The 18,138-nt window shown below is 36.7% G+C and carries 17 protein-coding genes and 1 pseudogene; 3 read left to right on the top strand and 15 right to left on the bottom strand.

What is annotated here, in order from left to right; translation table 11 throughout:
* Window positions 1-10: 10 nt before the first annotated feature.
* Both HMPREF1052_RS02380 and HMPREF1052_RS02385 read left to right on the top strand, forming a co-directional pair.
* The gene (locus HMPREF1052_RS02380; RefSeq protein WP_005758983.1) at window positions 11-1,207 is read left to right on the top strand and encodes an MFS transporter; all 1,197 of its coding nucleotides are present in this window, start codon (window positions 11-13) and stop codon (window positions 1,205-1,207) included.
* Between the two features lie 26 nt (window positions 1,208-1,233).
* A complete protein-coding gene (locus HMPREF1052_RS02385) occupies window positions 1,234-1,881 on the top strand; it encodes a YchE family NAAT transporter (RefSeq protein WP_005759082.1) in 648 nt (215 codons plus the stop codon).
* A gap of 63 nt (window positions 1,882-1,944) precedes the next feature.
* On the opposite strand, the gene pgi is transcribed toward HMPREF1052_RS02385, so the two are convergent.
* From pgi to HMPREF1052_RS02400, 3 genes are all read right to left on the bottom strand, one after another.
* Window positions 1,945-3,594: a glucose-6-phosphate isomerase gene (pgi, locus tag HMPREF1052_RS02390; RefSeq protein WP_005759195.1), complete on the bottom strand. Its 1,650-nt coding sequence runs from the start codon at window positions 3,592-3,594 to the stop codon at window positions 1,945-1,947.
* A gap of 116 nt (window positions 3,595-3,710) precedes the next feature.
* On the bottom strand, window positions 3,711-4,784 hold the full coding sequence (gene alr, locus HMPREF1052_RS02395; protein WP_005758949.1) for an alanine racemase: 1,074 nt from the start codon (window positions 4,782-4,784) through the stop codon (window positions 3,711-3,713).
* A gap of 26 nt (window positions 4,785-4,810) precedes the next feature.
* The gene (locus HMPREF1052_RS02400) at window positions 4,811-6,217 is read right to left on the bottom strand and encodes a replicative DNA helicase (RefSeq protein WP_005758886.1); all 1,407 of its coding nucleotides are present in this window, start codon (window positions 6,215-6,217) and stop codon (window positions 4,811-4,813) included.
* A gap of 474 nt (window positions 6,218-6,691) precedes the next feature.
* On the opposite strand from HMPREF1052_RS02400, the gene HMPREF1052_RS02405 reads away from it, so the two are divergent.
* Window positions 6,692-7,093, top strand: coding sequence for an opioid growth factor receptor-related protein (locus HMPREF1052_RS02405; RefSeq protein ID WP_005758806.1), 402 nt, complete (start codon window positions 6,692-6,694; stop codon window positions 7,091-7,093).
* A 175-nt stretch (window positions 7,094-7,268) separates the two neighbouring features.
* Here the strand turns inward: HMPREF1052_RS02405 and aroG are convergent, their stop codons facing one another.
* The 12 genes and pseudogenes from aroG to HMPREF1052_RS02460 form a co-directional block, all read right to left on the bottom strand.
* Window positions 7,269-8,357: a 3-deoxy-7-phosphoheptulonate synthase AroG gene (gene aroG / locus HMPREF1052_RS02410; RefSeq protein WP_005758955.1), complete on the bottom strand. Its 1,089-nt coding sequence runs from the start codon at window positions 8,355-8,357 to the stop codon at window positions 7,269-7,271.
* Window positions 8,358-8,470: 113 nt separating this feature from the next.
* Window positions 8,471-9,709 (bottom strand): lipoprotein-releasing ABC transporter permease subunit LolE, encoded by a 1,239-nt coding sequence (gene lolE, locus HMPREF1052_RS02415; RefSeq protein ID WP_005759265.1) that lies wholly within the window; start codon window positions 9,707-9,709, stop codon window positions 8,471-8,473.
* A 12-nt stretch (window positions 9,710-9,721) separates the two neighbouring features.
* Entirely contained in the window at window positions 9,722-10,408 is a 687-nt protein-coding gene (gene lolD / locus HMPREF1052_RS02420; protein ID WP_040596194.1) for a lipoprotein-releasing ABC transporter ATP-binding protein LolD, read from the bottom strand.
* 68 nt (window positions 10,409-10,476) lie between these two features.
* Window positions 10,477-11,664 carry a lipoprotein-releasing ABC transporter permease subunit gene (locus HMPREF1052_RS02425; protein ID WP_005758913.1) on the bottom strand — a complete coding sequence of 396 codons (1,188 nt, stop codon included), beginning with the start codon at window positions 11,662-11,664 and terminating at the stop codon, window positions 10,477-10,479.
* A gap of 124 nt (window positions 11,665-11,788) precedes the next feature.
* A complete protein-coding gene (locus tag HMPREF1052_RS02430) occupies window positions 11,789-12,730 on the bottom strand; it encodes a 2-hydroxyacid dehydrogenase (RefSeq protein WP_005759112.1) in 942 nt (313 codons plus the stop codon).
* 32 nt (window positions 12,731-12,762) lie between these two features.
* On the bottom strand, window positions 12,763-13,944 hold the full coding sequence (locus HMPREF1052_RS02435) for a glutathionylspermidine synthase family protein (protein ID WP_005758986.1): 1,182 nt from the start codon (window positions 13,942-13,944) through the stop codon (window positions 12,763-12,765).
* Window positions 13,945-14,448 carry a DUF1190 domain-containing protein gene (locus tag HMPREF1052_RS02440; protein WP_115172902.1) on the bottom strand — a complete coding sequence of 168 codons (504 nt, stop codon included), beginning with the start codon at window positions 14,446-14,448 and terminating at the stop codon, window positions 13,945-13,947.
* 176 nt (window positions 14,449-14,624) lie between these two features.
* Window positions 14,625-15,674 (bottom strand): L-asparaginase 2, encoded by a 1,050-nt coding sequence (gene ansB / locus HMPREF1052_RS02445; RefSeq protein ID WP_040596196.1) that lies wholly within the window; start codon window positions 15,672-15,674, stop codon window positions 14,625-14,627.
* Window positions 15,672-16,220 (bottom strand): annotated as a pseudogene (locus HMPREF1052_RS11315) (POTRA domain-containing protein); the annotation flags it as partial. The pseudogene HMPREF1052_RS11315 and the gene ansB, both read right to left, overlap by 3 nt.
* Window positions 16,221-16,408: 188 nt before the next feature.
* A complete protein-coding gene (gene dtd / locus HMPREF1052_RS02450) occupies window positions 16,409-16,843 on the bottom strand; it encodes a D-aminoacyl-tRNA deacylase (RefSeq protein ID WP_005759064.1) in 435 nt (144 codons plus the stop codon).
* On the bottom strand, window positions 16,840-17,664 hold the full coding sequence (locus tag HMPREF1052_RS02455) for a virulence factor BrkB family protein (protein WP_005758941.1): 825 nt from the start codon (window positions 17,662-17,664) through the stop codon (window positions 16,840-16,842). Before HMPREF1052_RS02455 ends, dtd begins: the two co-directional genes overlap by 4 nt.
* Entirely contained in the window at window positions 17,664-18,137 is a 474-nt protein-coding gene (locus HMPREF1052_RS02460; RefSeq protein ID WP_005759031.1) for a YchJ family protein, read from the bottom strand. Before HMPREF1052_RS02460 ends, HMPREF1052_RS02455 begins: the two co-directional genes overlap by 1 nt.
* Window position 18,138: the final 1 nt, after the last annotated feature.

Here is an 18,138-nt window from a genome sequence, read left to right on the forward strand (position 1 = left end):
AATGAACATGATGATAACACCTACTAGCTCAACACAACGTCCTGTCAATGTTGTTGCATTTGCTTTTTTACTAATGGCTTTTCTAACGGGCATCGCCTCTTCATTCCAAATACCCACATTGAGCTTATTTCTCTCCCAAGAAATTCATGTATCTCCCTTTATGGTGGGAATGTTTTATACTTCCAATGCAGTAATGGGAATCCTGTTAAGTCAGATTTTAGCTCACTATTCAGATAAACAAGATGATCGTCGTAAACTAATCATTTTTTGCTGTCTAATTGCAATGCTAGGTTGCATCACTTTCGCTTATAATCGAAATTATTATGTTCTAATGTTCTTTGCCACATTCTTACTTGCCTTAGGATCTTCTGCCAATCCTCAATCTTTTGCATTAGCTCGTGAATATGCAGAACATTCAAAGCGAGAGGCGGTGATGTTTACTACGATTATGCGTACCCAAATTTCACTTGCCTGGATTGTTGGTCCACCACTCTCTTTTTATATTGCTCTTGAATGGGGCTTTGAATATATGTATATGGTAGCCGCCACGGCATTTCTATTTTGTGCTATGATTACTAAAATATTATTGCCTTATATTCCATCTTTAACAGTTAACTCGATATCGCAAAAACAATATGCTTCAGAAAATCATTTATCTGAATCCAATCAGAAAAGCATTGCTTTATTATTTATTAGCTGTTTTCTCATTTGGAGTTGTAATGGCATGTATTTAGTCAGCATGCCACTTTACATCATCAATGAGCTACATTTATCCCAACGTTTAGCAGGAATTTTGATGGGAACAGCCGCTGGTTTGGAAATTCCAGTCATGCTGATTGCAGGCTATTTTACGAAATTTATTCGTAAAAAATTATTAATTTTGACCGCACTTTTTACGGGATTATTGTTCTATTTTGGTCTGTGGTTTGCTAAAGAAACTTGGCAATTTCTTTGTTTACAATGTTTAAATGCCATTTTTATTGGCATCATTGCAACCATTGGGATGGTCTATTTTCAAGATCTAATGCCTAGTAAAATGGGTTCTGCCACAACATTATTTACAAATGCCGCTAAAAGTAGTTGGATTCTAGCAGGACCATTAGTTGGAATAATTGCTCAAATTTGGAATTATGGCGCAGTATTTTATATTGCCGTCGTTTTTATTGTTATATCTTTACTTACCATGAGTAAAGTAAAATCAGTTTAACTTTTATTACTTATTAAGAGAATCATATGGATTTTGTACAGAATTTACCTATTTATGCAAAATTTTTCTTAGGTTTAGTTGCCGTTATCAACCCATTTGGGGTGCTGCCTGTTTTTGTTAATATGACAGATCATCTCACTAAAGCGGAGCGTAACCATACAAATTTTGTCACCTCTTTTTCTGTAGGGATTATTCTATTAGTTAGTTTATTATTTGGAAAAATGATCTTAAGCTTATTCAGTATATCCATTAATTCATTCCGTATTGCTGGTGGAATTTTAATTATCAGCATTGCCTTAACAATGATTAGCGGTAAACTTGCTGAAGAAAAACAAAATAAAGATGAAAAAAATACTGACTTTTCTAATATGAGTAGTATTGCTGTGGTACCGCTTGCTATGCCTATTCTTGCTGGACCTGGTGCAATTAGTTCTACCATTGTTTGGGCATCACAATACAATCATTGGTCTGATTGGCTTGGTTTTAGTTTTGCCATTATCATTTTTGCACTACTTTGTTATGGGCTATTCCGCTCCGGCCCTTCGGTGGTCAAGTTTTTGGGAAAAACAGGAAGCAATGTTGTCACCCGTATTATGGGGGTAATCTTGATGTCTTTGGGGATTGAAAGTATTGTAGTAGGTATTAGTAATTTATTCCCAGGACTACTACATTAATGAAAAAAGTGCGGTAGAAATTTAAAAAAATCTATCGCACTTTTAGCTAGAGACTAAAGGTTATTAACGCCATGTCTTAAATTGATTAATTAAACCATTTGTTGAACTATCATGGCTAGTAACTGGTTCACTATCGCCTAATTCAGGAAGAATGCGGTTAGCAAGTTGTTTGCCTAACTCAACGCCCCATTGATCAAAGCTGAAAATATTAAAAATTACCCCTTGAACAAAGATCTTATGCTCGTACATAGCAATTAACGCACCTAAACTAAACGGCGTAATTTCTTTTAACAAAATTGAATTTGTTGGTTTATTACCCGTAAATACTTTAAATGGTACAACATCTTTTACATCTGCTAACGCCTTTCCTGCCTTCACAAATTCTGCTTCAACTTCTTCTTTTGTTTTACCGAATGCTAAAGCTTCAGTTTGTGCAAAGAAATTAGACAGTAATTTATTATGATGATCTGCTAACGGATTATGTGTTTTGACGGGCGCAATAAAATCACATGGAATTAATGTTGTGCCTTGATGGATTAATTGATAGAAAGCATGTTGACCATTTGTACCAGGTTCCCCCCAAATAATTGGACCCGTTTGATAATCGCTGATAACTTTACCATCGCGTCCCACATATTTACCATTTGATTCCATATTTCCTTGTTGGAAATAAGCAGCAAAACGATGTAAATATTGATCATAAGGTAAGATTGCTTCAGTTTGAGCACCTTGGAAGTTAGTATTCCACAAGCCAACTAACGCTAAAGTTACAGGAATATTTTTTTCAATTGGTGTGGTGCGGAAATGTTTATCCATTTCATACGCACCAGTCAATAATGCTTCGAAGTTATCAAATCCGATTGATAACGCAATTGAAAGACCAATTGCTGACCATAATGAATAACGGCCGCCAACCCAATCCCAGAAACCAAACATATTGTCAGTATCAATACCAAATTCTGCAACATCTTTTGCATTAGTTGAAAGTGCTGCAAAGTGTTTCGCTACATGTTTTTCATCTTTTGCTGATGCTAAGAACCAATCACGAGCTGATTTTGCATTAGTCATTGTTTCTTGCGTAGTAAAAGTTTTTGATGCAACTAAAAATAAAGTAGTTTCTGGGTTTACTTTTTTAAACACTTCAGCAATATGTGTACCATCTACATTTGATACAAAGTGCATTGTTAAATGATTTTTATATGGACGTAGTGCTTCTGTCACCATATAAGGTCCAAGATCTGAACCACCGATCCCAATATTCACTACATCAGTAATCGCCTTACCTGTATAGCCTTTCCATTCACCAGAAATCACACGATTACTGAATGACTTCATTTTAGCTAATACTTCGTTCACTTCAGGCATTACATCTTTTCCATCCACTAAAACAGGAGTATTTGAACGGTTACGTAAGGCAGTATGCAATACTGCTCTATTTTCTGTACGGTTAATTTTTTCACCACTGAACATCGCTTCAATAGCTTCATTTAATCCGCACTCTTTTGTCAATTGATGTAATAAATCTAGAGTTTCCTTGGTGATTTTATTTTTGGAATAATCCACTAATATTTCATTATTAAAGGTTAATGAATAATCAGCAAAACGATCTTGTTGTTGATTAAAAAGATCTTGAATAGTGACATTTGTCAATTTTGCTTTATGTGCTTCTAAAGCTTTCCACGCCATAGTACTCGTAGGATTAATGTTTTGCATTGTTTTTCCTTTTTATTGAATAAATTAGTTAAATTTCGTTAACATCAAGTGTATGACAAATACTAACACGTTATAGATTAAAACTAATTATTGTTTTAATTATGGAATTAATAGCTTTAATCTACATACTCCGTTAACACACGAGGTGTTAATTTAGTCATTAATTCATAACTGAGCAAACCTGTAATATCTGCAACTTCTTCAATTGGTAACTCTTTTCCCCAAAGAATAGCTTCATCCCCCACTTTATCTTGGCAATCAGGTCCTAAATCCACAGTCACCATATCCATAGATACACGTCCTACAATTGGCACTCGGCGACCATTTATATAAACAGGGGTTCCAGTTGGAACATTACGAGGATAACCATCACCATAACCAATAGCAATTACGCCAATTTTAGTATCTCGCTCACTTATCCAAGTGCCACCATAACCAACAGGTTCGCCTTTTTTATGATCTCGAACAGCAATTAATGAAGAAGTTAATGTCATTACAGGAACTAAATCATATTCACTACTTGGCGTACTTGTCGGTGACACACCATACATAATAATACCTGGACGAATATATTCTAAATGAGAATCTTCCCAAAATAAGATACCTCCAGAGGCAGCAATAGTACGATCGCCTTGTTTATCTTTGGTCGCATTTAAAAAGCGTGATAATTGAATTTGGGTATAATCACAGTCTATTTCATCGGCACGGCTAAAATGACTTACAAAACCGATCTCTGAAACATTTTTGCAATTTGTTAATTCATCATAAAAATCATCTACTTGTTCAAGACTAACACCTAAACGGTGCATGCCCGTATCAATTTTTAACCACACTTTAATAGGATTATCAAGATGAGCTTGTTTTATTGCATCAAGTTGTTCTTGGTTATGAATAACCGTTTGAATATTATTTACTGACAAGATAGGCAAATCATCAATAGAAAAAAAGCCTTCAAGTAAAAGAATCGGCTTAGTCACACCGTTTGAACGCAAACTTAATGCCTCTTCTAAACGAGCTACGCCAAATCCATCAACTAAACGCTCTACCGCAGAAGAGACAAAAAGCACACCATGTCCATAAGCATTCGCTTTGACCACGGCAATAATTTTACTATAAGGTGCTTTTTTTCTAATGGTTTGAATATTATGTTTCAGTGCAACTGAACTAATTTTTACTGTTGCTGGTTTCATATAAACTTCTTAGTTATATTTTTATACTAATAATCGTCATCATTAAATTGATGCGAACCTGCATAATTATCAAAACGGGAATACTGCCCTTGGAAAGTTAAACGTACACGGCCAATTGGACCATTACGCTGCTTACCAATAATAATCTCTGCAACATTGTGATTTTCTTCAGTGGTTTCATGATACACTTCGTCACGATAGATAAACATAATCAAGTCAGCATCTTGCTCAATAGAGCCTGATTCCCTTAAATCTGAGTTAACAGGACGTTTATCGGTACGATTTTCAAGTGTTCGATTCAACTGTGAAAGTGCAACCACAGGCACTTCTAATTCTTTTGCTAGAGCTTTTAATGAACGTGAAATTTCTGCAATCTCTAAGGTACGATTATCAAAACCTGGGGCCCGCATAAGTTGTAAGTAATCAATCATAATTAAACTTAAACCACCATTTTCACGATAAATGCGTCTTGCTCTTGAACGCAATTCTGTTGGCGTCAAGCCCGCTGAATCATCAATATACATATTGGGCTTATTGGTAAGCATTCCCATAGTACTAGAAATACGCGCCCATTCATCATCTTCTGTGATTTGTCCGGTACGAATTTTTGTTTGATCCACACGAGAAAGCGACGCTAATGAACGCATCATAATTTGATCTGCTGGCATTTCTAAGCTAAAAATAAGTACAGGTTTATCACTTGATAAAGCCGCATTTTCACAAAGATTCATAGCAAAGGTTGTTTTTCCCATTGATGGGCGAGCTGCCACAATAATGAGATCTGAAGGCTGTAACCCAGCGGTTTTCTTATCAAGATCTTTAAAGCCCGTTGTGACCCCTGTTACGCCACCAGCATTTTGATTCTTGGATAAAAATTCAATCTTATCAATAGTACGTTCAAGGATATTGAGAATATTTTCAGGTCCTTCATTTTCAGAACTACGTTTTTCTGCGATTTTAAATACTTCACGTTCAGCTTCATCAAGAATTTCTTTAACATCACGACCTTTAGGTGCATAAGCACTTTGTGCAATAACATTACCGACACCAATTAACTCACGTAAAATCGCTTTTTCACGCACAATATCTGCATAAGCGATAATATTGGCGGCACTTGGTGTATTTTTAGATAATTCTGCTAAATAAGCAAAGCCACCGACATCTTCTACCACACCTTTATTTTTCAAAGCCTGATCTAGGGTAATTAAATCAATAGGATTATTTTGACGTGCAAGCTCTTCCATTTCTTTAAAAATAAAGCGGTGAGCTACTGTATAAAAGTCTTCGGCAATCACATGTTCAATCACATTTTCCCAATGTGAATTGTTCAACATAATCCCACCTAGGACGGCTTGTTCAGCTTCAATAGAATGAGGTGGAACATTAACTTGTGCGGTTTGCTTATCACTAGATTGGGAAGGCGGTCGTAGCATAAATATGACTCTCGATAATGACTGAAAAAACTGTTATATCATATACCAAATCACGATGATATTTAAGGGGCAATATAAAGTGCGGTGATAAAAATCAAAAATTTATCTTATTCTAGAAATTTAAAAAATATCATTTTGAACAGTCAAAAGAAATCTGATTACTCCCATTAATGATTTGTTGCAGAATATTCTAGAACTTCAACGAGTATTGTTCCTAAAGTTATGGTGAAGAAGTGATACTAAAAATAAAAGAGTCATATTTGATATTGCCCAAGTAACCCATGTTTTTTCTATGGCAAGCTTTCAAAGCCAGTAAGTTTCGCATTTAAATCGACTATGCTAATGCTTTTCGAATATTATTAGTGAAGGCTTTCCCTTTAAAGGTTCTATAAAGCTTAATACCGCTAATATGTGGAATTTTGGTTGTCGGACTTTATTCATTGTAGGAAGAATTTTTATTTATAGGTGAATATGATGAACAACTTTAGCCCTTTACTAAATTTTTATCTGGATCAAATTCCTGATGATCACGGGCGTTTTATTAGCGATATTTGGCAGTTTAGTATCTTTAGATTAGAAGATACTCATAATTATATTCAGTGGATTTTTCCCCTAGAAACCCCTTCTAGATTTCATCCAGCCCCAACTTTAACCAAACAAGATTGCTTAGATTTTAGCAATTCTGAATTGCTCAAAACCAATATGCAGAAATCTCTTGATGTGATGTTAAACTTTTGGGGCTTAACTCCTGATGGGCTGGAAATCACCGCACAAAAACCACTCACTCAACATGAATATCCATGGCTCAAACCAAATAATCACAACCAATTACGCATCCCCGAACCATTCATTCCCTTGCAATTTGTGGGCAGATAGAGCTGGCGAAAGCCTTGCAGCAAGCGGTAACGGTAGTTGCGAAAAAATATGGCGATGTATCAGAAAATACGATTTCATTTTGGCAAAATGCCACTGAAGTGTTGGCTTAAGACAGTTTATATAAAACCGCACTTTAGTTGTCCAAAGTGCGGTCTGTATTTTTAAAATTTTATCTTTATTTCTTTAGTTGACGACGAGCTTCTACGGCATCAGAAAGTTGTTGTAAGACAATTTCTGTATCATCCCAGCCAATACAAGCATCTGTGATACTTTGACCATAAGTCAAAGCTTGACCAGCAACAAGATCTTGACGTCCTTCCACTAGATGACTTTCCACCATGGCCCCGAAGATTTGTGTTGAGCCACTGGCAACTTGTTCACAAACATCAGTACATACGTCCATTTGTTTTTTAAATTGTTTACTGCTGTTAGCATGACTAAAATCGACCATAACATGTGGAATACGGCCAGACTTTTCAATACTTTCACAAACTTTTGCGACACTCTCAACATCATAATTAGTCGCTTTATCACCACCACGTAAAATGATATGGCAGTCAGGATTACCTTTAGTTGAAACAATCGCAGAATGACCAAATTTTGTAACTGATAAAAAATGATGAGAAGATTCCGCAGACCCCATCGCATCTAAAGCAATTTTAACACCACCATTTGTTCCATTTTTAAAGCCTACCGCACAAGATAAACCAGAGGCTAATTCACGATGCACCTGTGATTCAGTAGTACGGGCACCAATTGCCCCCCAACTCATAAAATCAGCAAGATACTGAGGAGTAATCATATCTAAAAACTCACTAGCGGTAGGTAAACCTAAATCATTAATATCTGACAATAATTTACGAGCCATCCGTAGGCCATCATTTAATGCATAAGTATCATTTAGATAAGGATCATTAATTAGCCCTTTCCAACCAACTGTAGTGCGTGGTTTTTCAAAATACACTCGCATAATAATTTCTAATGTTGCTTTATATTTTTCACGCATTATTGCCATACGCTGAGCATATTCCATAGCAGCTTTAGGATCATGAATTGAACAAGGTCCAATAATAATTAATAAACGATCATCTTCACCATGAATAATTTCATGAGCTTTTTTACGTGCATTTTTTACTGTTTTTATTGCAATATCACTTGCTGGATATTTTTCTAATAACGCAATAGGAGGAAGCAACTGTTCAATATTCGCAATTCTTGTATCGTCATTTGCGACATGAATGTCATTTTTATTTTTACTCGCCACTATAATCTACTCTCTGTATATAATATTTATTAAACTAAAAAACTTATAATGAATTATGTTTACTTACTCTAACATTAAATTTTGCATTGGTAAACTAGTACATTTATATTTTATTAATGACTACTTAAAACTTGTGCAGGTTGTAGTTTTGCAGCTCGATTAGCTGGGTATAAACTAGCAATTAAGCTGAGAATTAATGCTGCAACCAACACTAATAGTACATCTTGCCAATGCAATTCGCTAGGTAAGAAATCTACAAAATAAATCCCATCAGACAAGAGTTTTTTTCCTATTAAAGATTCAATGCTTTTAATAATTGAAGTTAAATTTAAGGAAAGAACTATGCCTAACACAATCCCAATTAAGCAACCTTTCATGCCTGCTTGTAATCCATACCAAATAAAAATACGCTTAATAAAGCTGTTATTAGCACCAAGTGTACGCATGATAGCAATATCACCAGCTTTATCTTTCACTGCCATAATCAATGTCGACACAATATTAAAACAAGCTACGCCAATCACCAAGACCATAGCAATATACATAACTGTGCGAATCAGCTGAATATCTCGATACATATAGCCAAATTTATTAATCCAAGTCTGTAAATTGAGCATTTGTGGATAATCATTGAGGCTAGAAAAATTAACCGACTGAACCTTGAATGGATCGGCCACTTTCATTTCCACACCCGTCACTTCATCTTTGTCAAAGCTCATAAATTCTTGTGCTTGTGTAAGCGACATTAATGCATAACTATGATCGAGCTGACCATCTAAACGTAAAATACCTGTCACTTGAAGGCGTTCACGTGTAGGTTGTGCCAATTGCTCACTGGAATTTGCTTCAGAAATTAATAAGGTCACCCAGTCTCCAGCATTTACATCAAGCTCTTTGGCAATGCCTGAACCAAGCACTAATCCACCTTGTGAAGCAAATTGTTGCCATCCATCCTCAAGCACAAATTTTCCTAATGAACTCACTTGATCTTGTGACTTCTGTTCAACGCCATGCACTTGCACAACTTTTAATTTAGCACCATTTTCAACTAAAGCGGTAAAACTCACATAAGGAGAAACTGCTTGAATATCAGGATTACTCATTAAACGCTTTTCTAAATTTTGCCAATGCGTAATACTGGAATGACTACCTGTAATATCAGCATGAGGTACAACGGCTAAAATACGATTATTCAATTCTCGTTCAAAGCCATTCATCGCACTTAAACCAAGGATCAAAACAGCCACCCCAAGGGCGATACCAATACTTGAGAATAAAGCTATCAGTGACACTAAATGATTTTTCTGCTTGGCTCGTTGATAGCGCCAGCTAATAAAAAATGGTGTATTCATACTCTTCCACCTTTATTCTTCTGGACGTAACACACCATCTTGCATCACATAACGACGAGATAATTTCTGTGCTAAATTTAAATCATGGGTGACTAACAAAAACGCTATGCCTTGTTCTTGATTCAATTGTTGAATCAATTCAAAAATACTTTCCGTGGTTTTATGATCAAGATTCCCCGTAGGCTCATCAGCTAACACTAAAGCAGGATTATTCACTAATGCACGGGCAATGGCGACACGTTGACGCTCCCCGCCTGAAAGTGCGGAAGGTTTATGAGAAATTCGATGAGATAAACCAACTGCATTTAACATTTTTTCTGCACGATGTTGAGCCTCAGTTTTATTTTGATGCCCAATCAACATAGGCATTAATACATTCTCTAACGCCGTAAAATCAGCCATTAAATGATGAAATTGATATACAAAGCCTAAATAACTATTACGTAATTTGGCTAATTCATCTGAAGAAGCTTTCTGCAAAGATTTTCCTTTAATAAACACTTCACCAGAAGTGGGTTGATCAAGTCCACCTAAGGTATGTAACAATGTACTTTTCCCTGAACCAGAGCTTCCTACTATTGCCACAAGCTCTTTATCATTTAATGAAAAAGTGACATCTTTGAGCACTTGAGTTTGTATTGAACCTTCAGTGTAATACTTGCTGATATTCTGACAATTTAATAAAATTTCGTTATTCATATTCATTTTGTTCTGTTAAGCAGGTGAGTTGACTTGCTAATAAAATTTTTTATTTTTCCACCGCACTTTTACTCATATCTTAAGGCTTCAGCTGGCTCTATTTTGGCGGCTCGATATGCAGGATAAATGGTAGATAATAGCGATAATAATAATGATAATGTGATAATCATAATAATCTGCACGGCTCTAATAGAAGTAGGTAGAAAAATGCCTCGTTGCCCAAGCAGATGGACGATAGTATCTAAATTCAAGGTCGCCAAAATACCTAATATAGTACCAATAGTGGTACCCACTAATCCCACTAAACAGCCTTGTGAAATAAAGATATGACGCACTTGCCGTTTGGTCAAACCTTGAGTTTGTAAAATGGCAATTTCTCCTTGTTTATCCACCACCATTAAACTAAGTGATGTGACAATATTAGAAATTGCCACAATAATAATTAAGCTAATCAATAATCCCATCATATTTTTTTCCATTCGTACCGCTTGGAAAAATTCGCCTTTTTGACTACGCCAATCAATAATTTGGTAGTTTTCTGAAAAATACTTCGGTAATTCAGTAATTAAAAAAGGATCATTAAGGAATAACCGATAACCTTGTGCCTCACCTGGTTTGATTCTCATTAAACGACCAATATCGGCTAAATTAGTAAAAACTTCATAACCAGAAATATCATTATTATCAGAAAAATAAATTTCACTGACTGTAAATATACGTTGAGTTGGAACTCGACCAAAAGGTGTATATTGACTATTTTCAGTAATCATTAACCGCACTTTATCGCCAATATTTAAATTCAGATTTTGTGCAAGTTGCGAACCAATAATTAATTTAAATTGTCCTTGTGGTAAAAGGCTATTAAATTGATTTTCATCTAAATAGCTAAGCAGAGAATCATCCTGAGATGACTGAACGCCGATTACTTGACCTGCACTAACACCTTTTGCTGTTTGAAAAATGACATTGGTCGTATTAATCGCAACAGCGTTTTGTACAAACTCAGGTAAGGGGGATAATGGCTGTTTGCTGTTTACATGCTGTTCAGCGACTAGTACTGCATGAGGTATATGAGCAAGCACTTGTTGCTTTTGATGCTTTTCTAAACCATTCATTACAGAAAGTACGATGATCAAAGCCATCACCCCTAGCACAATACCGGCACTGGCTAAATTAGTGACTAATCGACCAAAACGATCAGCACTTTTTGCTCGCCAATAACGAAGTGCAACATAAAAAGAAACAGGAAAATTCATATTACCTTGTGTCTAGCTTTAGCTAATTAATAATGTTTAATAAAAATAATGGAAATCAAAGCCATAGCATTAGATCACTTCTAATCACTCGTACCTTATCCACAAATTAGCGCCGATTATACGTTTATTTGCCTGTCGCGACAAATTCTTCAATATTATCCCGCACTTTACTGATTAATGTTTGAATAGCACTCTCAGATGCCCAAGCAACATGTGGGGTAATAATTAAATTAGGCATCGTTTTCGCAGCTAAAACAAGTGGATTATCTTTTTCTGGTGGTTCTTTTTCTAATACATCTAATGCAGCACCTGCGAGTTGACCTGATTTTAAGGCGTCTAATAATGCCTGTTCATCCACTAAAGGTCCTCTACCTGTATTAATTAAAAAAGCTTCTTTTTTAAAGAGTGACAGGGTTTCTTTATTAATTATATTTTTTGTATTTTCAGTCAATGGGCAATGTAATGTGACAATATCTGCTTGTCTAAGAACCTCTTCAAATGGTGTATAACCTGCTCGACAAGTTGTAGCACCACGATGTTCAGCATAAAGCACTTTCATGCCAACAGCTTCTGCCAAACGACCAACTTCAGAACCAATACAACCTTTGCCTACAATCCCCATAGTAGAATTTTTAATATCTCGGATTGGATAATCAAAATAGCAGAATTGTTTGCTTTGCATCCATTTTCCTGCTAATTGATCTTTATACCATCCCATCAAACTATGCATAAAAGAAAAACTCAAACCAATAACATGTTCAGGAACTGTTGTCGCTGAATACCCTGTCACATTTTTAACTACGACACCTAACTCTCTTGCAGCATCTAAATCTATGTTATTTGTTCCTGTAGCTGTTACAGCAATCAATTTTAAATTAGGTAACTTTTCTAATACTTGACGAGAGAAAATAACTTTACTGGTTACCACAATGTCAGCATCTTTAGCGCGCTCAATAGTTTGGTCTGCTGAAGTATAAGGATAATCAACCCACTCATGCTCAAAACTTGGGCGAGGAATAGGATGATGAGGAGGAAGTGCGGTGCTATCTAAAAAAACAATTTTCATAGAATCTCCTTTGCGTAAGAATATGAATCTAATTATTCAACAAAATAGTGAGGGACAAAATGGCTATCATTACCTGTTACAGGAGTGAAATCTTCTCGTAACCCCATGCCACAAGCTTCATCTCCAACTATCCAAGAACCTATCATTGGATACATTCCATCAAATGATGGCATATTAAATTTTTCTTGGTAGATATAGTCATTACGATTATAAAATTCTGAATGTTCGCTACCCTTTGCAGCAAATTCTAATTTATTTTCTAATTCACAATAAGAAATATTTGCCCCCTCTCTCCCAAGAATAGGCTTTTTCACCAGTATACGATGAGGCCTTGGATTGTCTTCTGGTTTGAAATAGGCTGGCAACAATAAATCATGACGTTTATGTTTTTGCCATAATTTAGCTAATAAGATTTTATTGCTAAGTAATAATTTCCACATAGGTTCAAAAAATTTCGTATGGGAATGAGGAATATATTGAGCAAATTCGACATTAGTAAACCATTCTAAAGGGCAAAGTTTGAAAATCAACTCAATATTATGATTGTTTAAATCAACAAACGCTTTATGTTGTTCATCATAACCAATATCTTCTATTGCAAGCTGGTGAATATTCCAACCAGCTAAATAAGCCACATCACATAAATAGTCAATATTTCCCCAATCTTCACGTCCGGCTTCTTGCATACCTGAGAAATGAAAACTCGATTTACCAGTGATTTGTTTAATATCCTGAAAACGTTTAACTAAAGCTTCATGAATCCAGTTAAATTGATCACGATGTTGTAAATTCTCGACTTGTTCTAACCATTTCCACTGCACTACTGAAGCTTCTAATAATGAAGTGGGCGTATCCGCATTATATTCAAACATTTTAAGGCTTGAACCATCATAGCCAAAATCAAACCGTCCATAGAGTGACAAATCTTTGCGATTCCAAGATTGTTCAATAAGCTGTTTTTGTAAATCAGTGAATTGATAATGTTGATAATCACCTTTCATCACCTCATCAGCAACAAAATCCAAGCACATAGCATGCAATTCATTAGTGGCATCTTCAATTCGATCTATTTCAGCCAAAGTAAACTCATAAGCCACATTATCTGACCAATAATTTGAACCATCTGTTGAAGGTAAATTATAGTAGTCAAACCCCACTTCTAATAATTGGGCTTGCATATCTACTCGCTGTGGAAAAGTTGCAATACGTTTCATCTAGCCACCAAAACTACTTGATTTACTTGCACTAGAATTACTTGAACTAAATCCACCACGTTTTACAGGACGGCTAAATGAATCGGCAACACTACCTTTCATCACAATGGGTTTTGCCGCAGAATGATTAGATTGTGGTCGAATTGTTTGCCCACTATTCGTTTGTACTGCGCGATTACCTTGAAAATAACTTGGACCCATAAATGATGACATCATACGAGCTGCCATATAGCCTGCGACAAAGCCTGAACCTGAATGACTAGATTCATCATGATTAGCTGATTCATTGAATATGCTTTGAGGTGTTTCATTTCCCTTATTCAAGTCAGCCAGTGCTTTCGTATCTTGCTCACATAATTCTGGCGTTCCCCAGTCTGCAACACAATCTTCGAGTGATTTATATACATCACGTTGCACATTTTCTTCTGAACAACCGCCTAATAAACCTACAATGGATAACGTCACTAAAGCTTTATTTTTCTTATTCAATATTATTTCCTTCATTTAAAATGAATTTTATAATCAATTTAGTTTATTAATACTAAAAGATTTCCCCCTAACAAGCGAGCTTTTTTATAAAAAAAGTGCGGTCAAAATTTCTAAAATTTCCGGTATTATGTAGCAGTTGCACAAAGACCGAAAATTTAACTCAAATTCTGACCGCACTTTTAGTGACTGTCTTAGAAATCCTCAAAGTATTGTTGAATCACTTTTGGATCTTTTGTTTGTGTTAAGGCTAATTGTAATAACACACGTGCTTTTTGCGGATTCAATGTACCTGAAGCCACAAAACCATATTTAGAATCATCTACTTCAGCATCACGTGTTGTGTAACCCGTTGGCACACGAGATGAACGCACCACTACCACACCATCTTTCGCTGCCTTTTCTAAACGTTCTAAGTGTGCGGCATTCACGTTACCATTACCCACGCCCGCTGAAACAATACCTTGATAGCCCGCATCCAATAATGAATTTAACGGCTCAATTGGTGCATTAGAATAAGCATAAACAATACCCACTTTCGGTAAGCTGTCTAATTTATCTACGTTAAATGGTGTGTTTACGGTATGTTTACTTTCAGGTGAACGTTCATAATCCACTTTACTGTTATGGATGTAACCCAAGGTACCATAGTTTGGTGAATGGAATGTTTGTACTGCAGTAGTGCTCATTTTGGTCACGTCGCGCGCACCTAATACTTCATCATTCATCGCCACTAATACGCCGCGACCAGATGATTTTTTATCGGTTGCCACGACGACAGCGTTATAAAGGTTTAATGGACCATCCGCACTTTTTTCTGTCGCAGGACGCATAGCCCCAACTAATACAATTGGTTTTTCACATTTTGCAGTAAGGTCTAAGAAATAAGCGGTTTCTTCCATGGTATCGGTACCGTGAGTAATCACGAAACCATCTGTATCTTTACATTGTGCATTAATGGCTTTAGCTAATTTTAACCACACATCATCGCTCATATCTTGTGAACCAATCTTCACAATTTGCTCACCTTTTACATTCGCAAGTCGCTTAATTTCAGGCACAGCCTCAATTAATGCCTCAACATTGAGCTGTCCGGCTTTATAAGCAGAAGAAACAGCGGTTTCACCGCTTCCGGCAATGGTGCCGCCAGTCGCTAAAATCGTAATATTGGGCAATTCCGCGGCTTGTGCGACCGAAAAACCTAGTCCAAGCATCATAAGTGCTGTTAATTTTTTTAATTGCATGCGCCACCATGCTTCATGGGTTTCTGGGCTGATTTCTAAGCGAGAAATTTGGAATTTTCCATCAAGATAGCCGCGAGCAAGGGCAAGATTTGAAATACTACTTTTATAATCATCGTATTTTTGATGCTCAACTAACTCGCCTTGTTTTGGCAAGTTTTTACGGAGTGCCGTGAAGTTTTCATCTTCTGCTGCTTCGCCTGTAATTTCAACGTCTGTTCCAGCAATTTTACTTGGCTCACCCGGAGTGACATTCGCAATAAGTAAATCTCGTTGACCTTTGCGTTTTTTTAATTCAAAGGCCACGGAAGAACCATAATAACCGAAGACTCGAAGGCCTTTATCAACAGCATTTGAAACTAATTGTTTATAACGATCTGAGCCGTCCATCTCACCTTTATCAATAAGTTTGACATTCATGTCAGTGTTGCGAATAGCACGCTCACCCTTGATCCCGCGGATCTCAATATCCACGGTTTGTTCTGCAAGGGCTGAAAAACTCATCCATCCAAGCAAAATTGCGGTTATTTTTAACGAAATTTTTTTCATTTTATTACAAGCTAAACTTTAAAAAAGATCCACATCAAACCGCTTTAGTTTACCGATAAAATAAGGGGATTACCAACGCAATTATAGATGGCATTTGAAATTTTTATGTGCGTGTGAGCGTTAATACGACAATGCGATCAAAGAAAGAGTTTCCTGAGATCTGAAAAAATAACGGTTTTTCTATTTATTCATACAGTTAACCAAAATGTAACTGGGCCATCATTGGTGAGGCTCACTTGCATATCTGCTGCAAATTGTCCGTTAGCAACGGTCACTTTTTCTGTACATTTTTGCGAAAAATATTCATATAATTCGTTAGCTAATGCTGGTGCGGCACCTTTTGAGAAACTTGGTCGTAGCCCTTTTTGTGTGTCTGCAGCTAAAGTAAATTGGGATACCACAAGCACTTCGCCACCGATTTGTTGCACGTTTAAATTCATTTTGTCATTTTCATCACTGAAAATACGGTAATTTAACACTTTCTCAGCGAGCTTATCTGCTTTGGCTTGGTCGTCTTCTTTTTCCACGCCTAATAAAACCAATAATCCCTTGCCGATTTGTCCCACAATTTGACCTTCAACTTCCACTTTAGCTTGAGTCACATGCTGGATTAATGCAATCATTTTACTTCCTCTAAATTTGTTTGATTCATTGACTGCACTTCTGCAAGCACTGCAGCTAACTGTGCACCGAATAACACCACCGTCCAGCTGATTTGAATCCACAATAACATGATCGGCAGTGTTGCCATGGCGCCATAAATTAATTGATAAGATGGGAAGGTGGTGATGTACCAAGTAAAAGCTTGTTTCCCTAAAGTGAAGAAGATTGCCGCAATTAATGCACCTGCGGCAGAATGTTTGATGCTGACTTTCTTATTTGGCACGACCATATAAATAAGCGTGAAGATAAACCAAGTAGAAAGAAATGGCACAAAACTGAGTAGTTTTAAGCTAAAAGAGAGCGTTTCCGATTGCACAAATACAGATTTGACGTATGAACTTGCCGCAATGCTGGTACCGATTAAAAGCGGACCGAGCGTTAAAATGAGCCAGTAAATGGCAAATGAAGTAAAGATCGGGCGATTACTGGTGTCTTGCCAAATGCCATTGAGTGTACGGTCGATAGAGTTAATGAGCATTAATGCCACTAAAATCAAACTCACAATTCCCACGGCGCTCATTTGCTTGGAATTATGGACGAATTCATCAATATATTGTCCCACAACATCACTCGCGGAAGGGGCGAAATTGGTGAAGATGAATTCTTTCAATGCACCTGTTACCTCGTTAAAAACGGGAAAGGCGGAGAAAATTGAAAACACTACCATAATTAATGGCACAATGGCGAGCATGGTGCTGTAGGTGAGTGAACCGGCGGCTTGCGTTAATTTATTTTCTTGAGAACGCTGCCAGAATAATGCGAGAAAAGAGGTTAAGGTCATTAGAGCAAGCCTCCACAACAATGTTTAAATTTCTTCCCTGAACCACAAACACAAGGCTGTTTATTGCTTGGGAGCGGCACAGTGGGGTCCACAAAATACCAACGTCCATCGATTTTTACAAAAAGAGAATATTCGTGATGCACTTGCGGCTGTTCGCTGCCTTGAAAATGTGCTTTAAATTCAACCGTACTTTGTGTTTTGGTTAAGGTTTCTGTTTTGATAATGTCTAAACCGAGCCATTGCGTTTCATTAGCCCAATCTTGCAGGGCTTTTTCATCTAATAAGGTTTGTTGGCTTGGCACAGTGGTTTGCACGATATAAGGAATATTTTTGAGCACAAATGCTGAATAGCGGGAACGCATAAGTTGTTCCGCTGTTTCTGGAAACATATTGCCTGAATGAAAGCGTCCGCAACAATCTTCGTAAGAAAGCGAAGATTGGCACGGACAAAGTGCGGTCGTTTTAGCCGACATT

Origin of the sequence: Pasteurella bettyae CCUG 2042 (genome assembly GCF_000262245.1) — a bacterium.
In the GTDB taxonomy this organism is placed as follows: Bacteria; Pseudomonadota; Gammaproteobacteria; order Enterobacterales; family Pasteurellaceae; genus Basfia; species Basfia bettyae.

Excerpts from the sequence above, each read along its gene's own strand:
- HMPREF1052_RS02385 (WP_005759082.1), top strand. The coding sequence starts at position 1,234 with ATGGATTTTGTACAGAATTTACCTATTTATGCAAAATTTTTCTTAGGT.
- HMPREF1052_RS02425 (WP_005758913.1), bottom strand. The coding sequence starts at position 11,664 with ATGAATTTTCCTGTTTCTTTTTATGTTGCACTTCGTTATTGGCGAGCA.
- alr (WP_005758949.1), bottom strand. The coding sequence starts at position 4,784 with ATGAAACCAGCAACAGTAAAAATTAGTTCAGTTGCACTGAAACATAAT.
- pgi (WP_005759195.1), bottom strand. The coding sequence starts at position 3,594 with ATGCAAAACATTAATCCTACGAGTACTATGGCGTGGAAAGCTTTAGAA.
- HMPREF1052_RS02440 (WP_115172902.1), bottom strand. The coding sequence starts at position 14,448 with ATGAAGGAAATAATATTGAATAAGAAAAATAAAGCTTTAGTGACGTTA.
- HMPREF1052_RS02455 (WP_005758941.1), bottom strand. The coding sequence starts at position 17,664 with ATGACCTTAACCTCTTTTCTCGCATTATTCTGGCAGCGTTCTCAAGAA.
- HMPREF1052_RS02460 (WP_005759031.1), bottom strand. The coding sequence starts at position 18,137 with ATGTCGGCTAAAACGACCGCACTTTGTCCGTGCCAATCTTCGCTTTCT.
- HMPREF1052_RS02405 (WP_005758806.1), top strand. The coding sequence starts at position 6,692 with ATGAACAACTTTAGCCCTTTACTAAATTTTTATCTGGATCAAATTCCT.
- HMPREF1052_RS02430 (WP_005759112.1), bottom strand. The coding sequence starts at position 12,730 with ATGAAAATTGTTTTTTTAGATAGCACCGCACTTCCTCCTCATCATCCT.
- lolE (WP_005759265.1), bottom strand. The coding sequence starts at position 9,709 with ATGAATACACCATTTTTTATTAGCTGGCGCTATCAACGAGCCAAGCAG.
- ansB (WP_040596196.1), bottom strand. The coding sequence starts at position 15,674 with ATGCAATTAAAAAAATTAACAGCACTTATGATGCTTGGACTAGGTTTT.
- HMPREF1052_RS02435 (WP_005758986.1), bottom strand. The coding sequence starts at position 13,944 with ATGAAACGTATTGCAACTTTTCCACAGCGAGTAGATATGCAAGCCCAA.
- HMPREF1052_RS02380 (WP_005758983.1), top strand. The coding sequence starts at position 11 with ATGATAACACCTACTAGCTCAACACAACGTCCTGTCAATGTTGTTGCA.
- HMPREF1052_RS02400 (WP_005758886.1), bottom strand. The coding sequence starts at position 6,217 with ATGCTACGACCGCCTTCCCAATCTAGTGATAAGCAAACCGCACAAGTT.
- dtd (WP_005759064.1), bottom strand. The coding sequence starts at position 16,843 with ATGATTGCATTAATCCAGCATGTGACTCAAGCTAAAGTGGAAGTTGAA.
- lolD (WP_040596194.1), bottom strand. The coding sequence starts at position 10,408 with ATGAATAACGAAATTTTATTAAATTGTCAGAATATCAGCAAGTATTAC.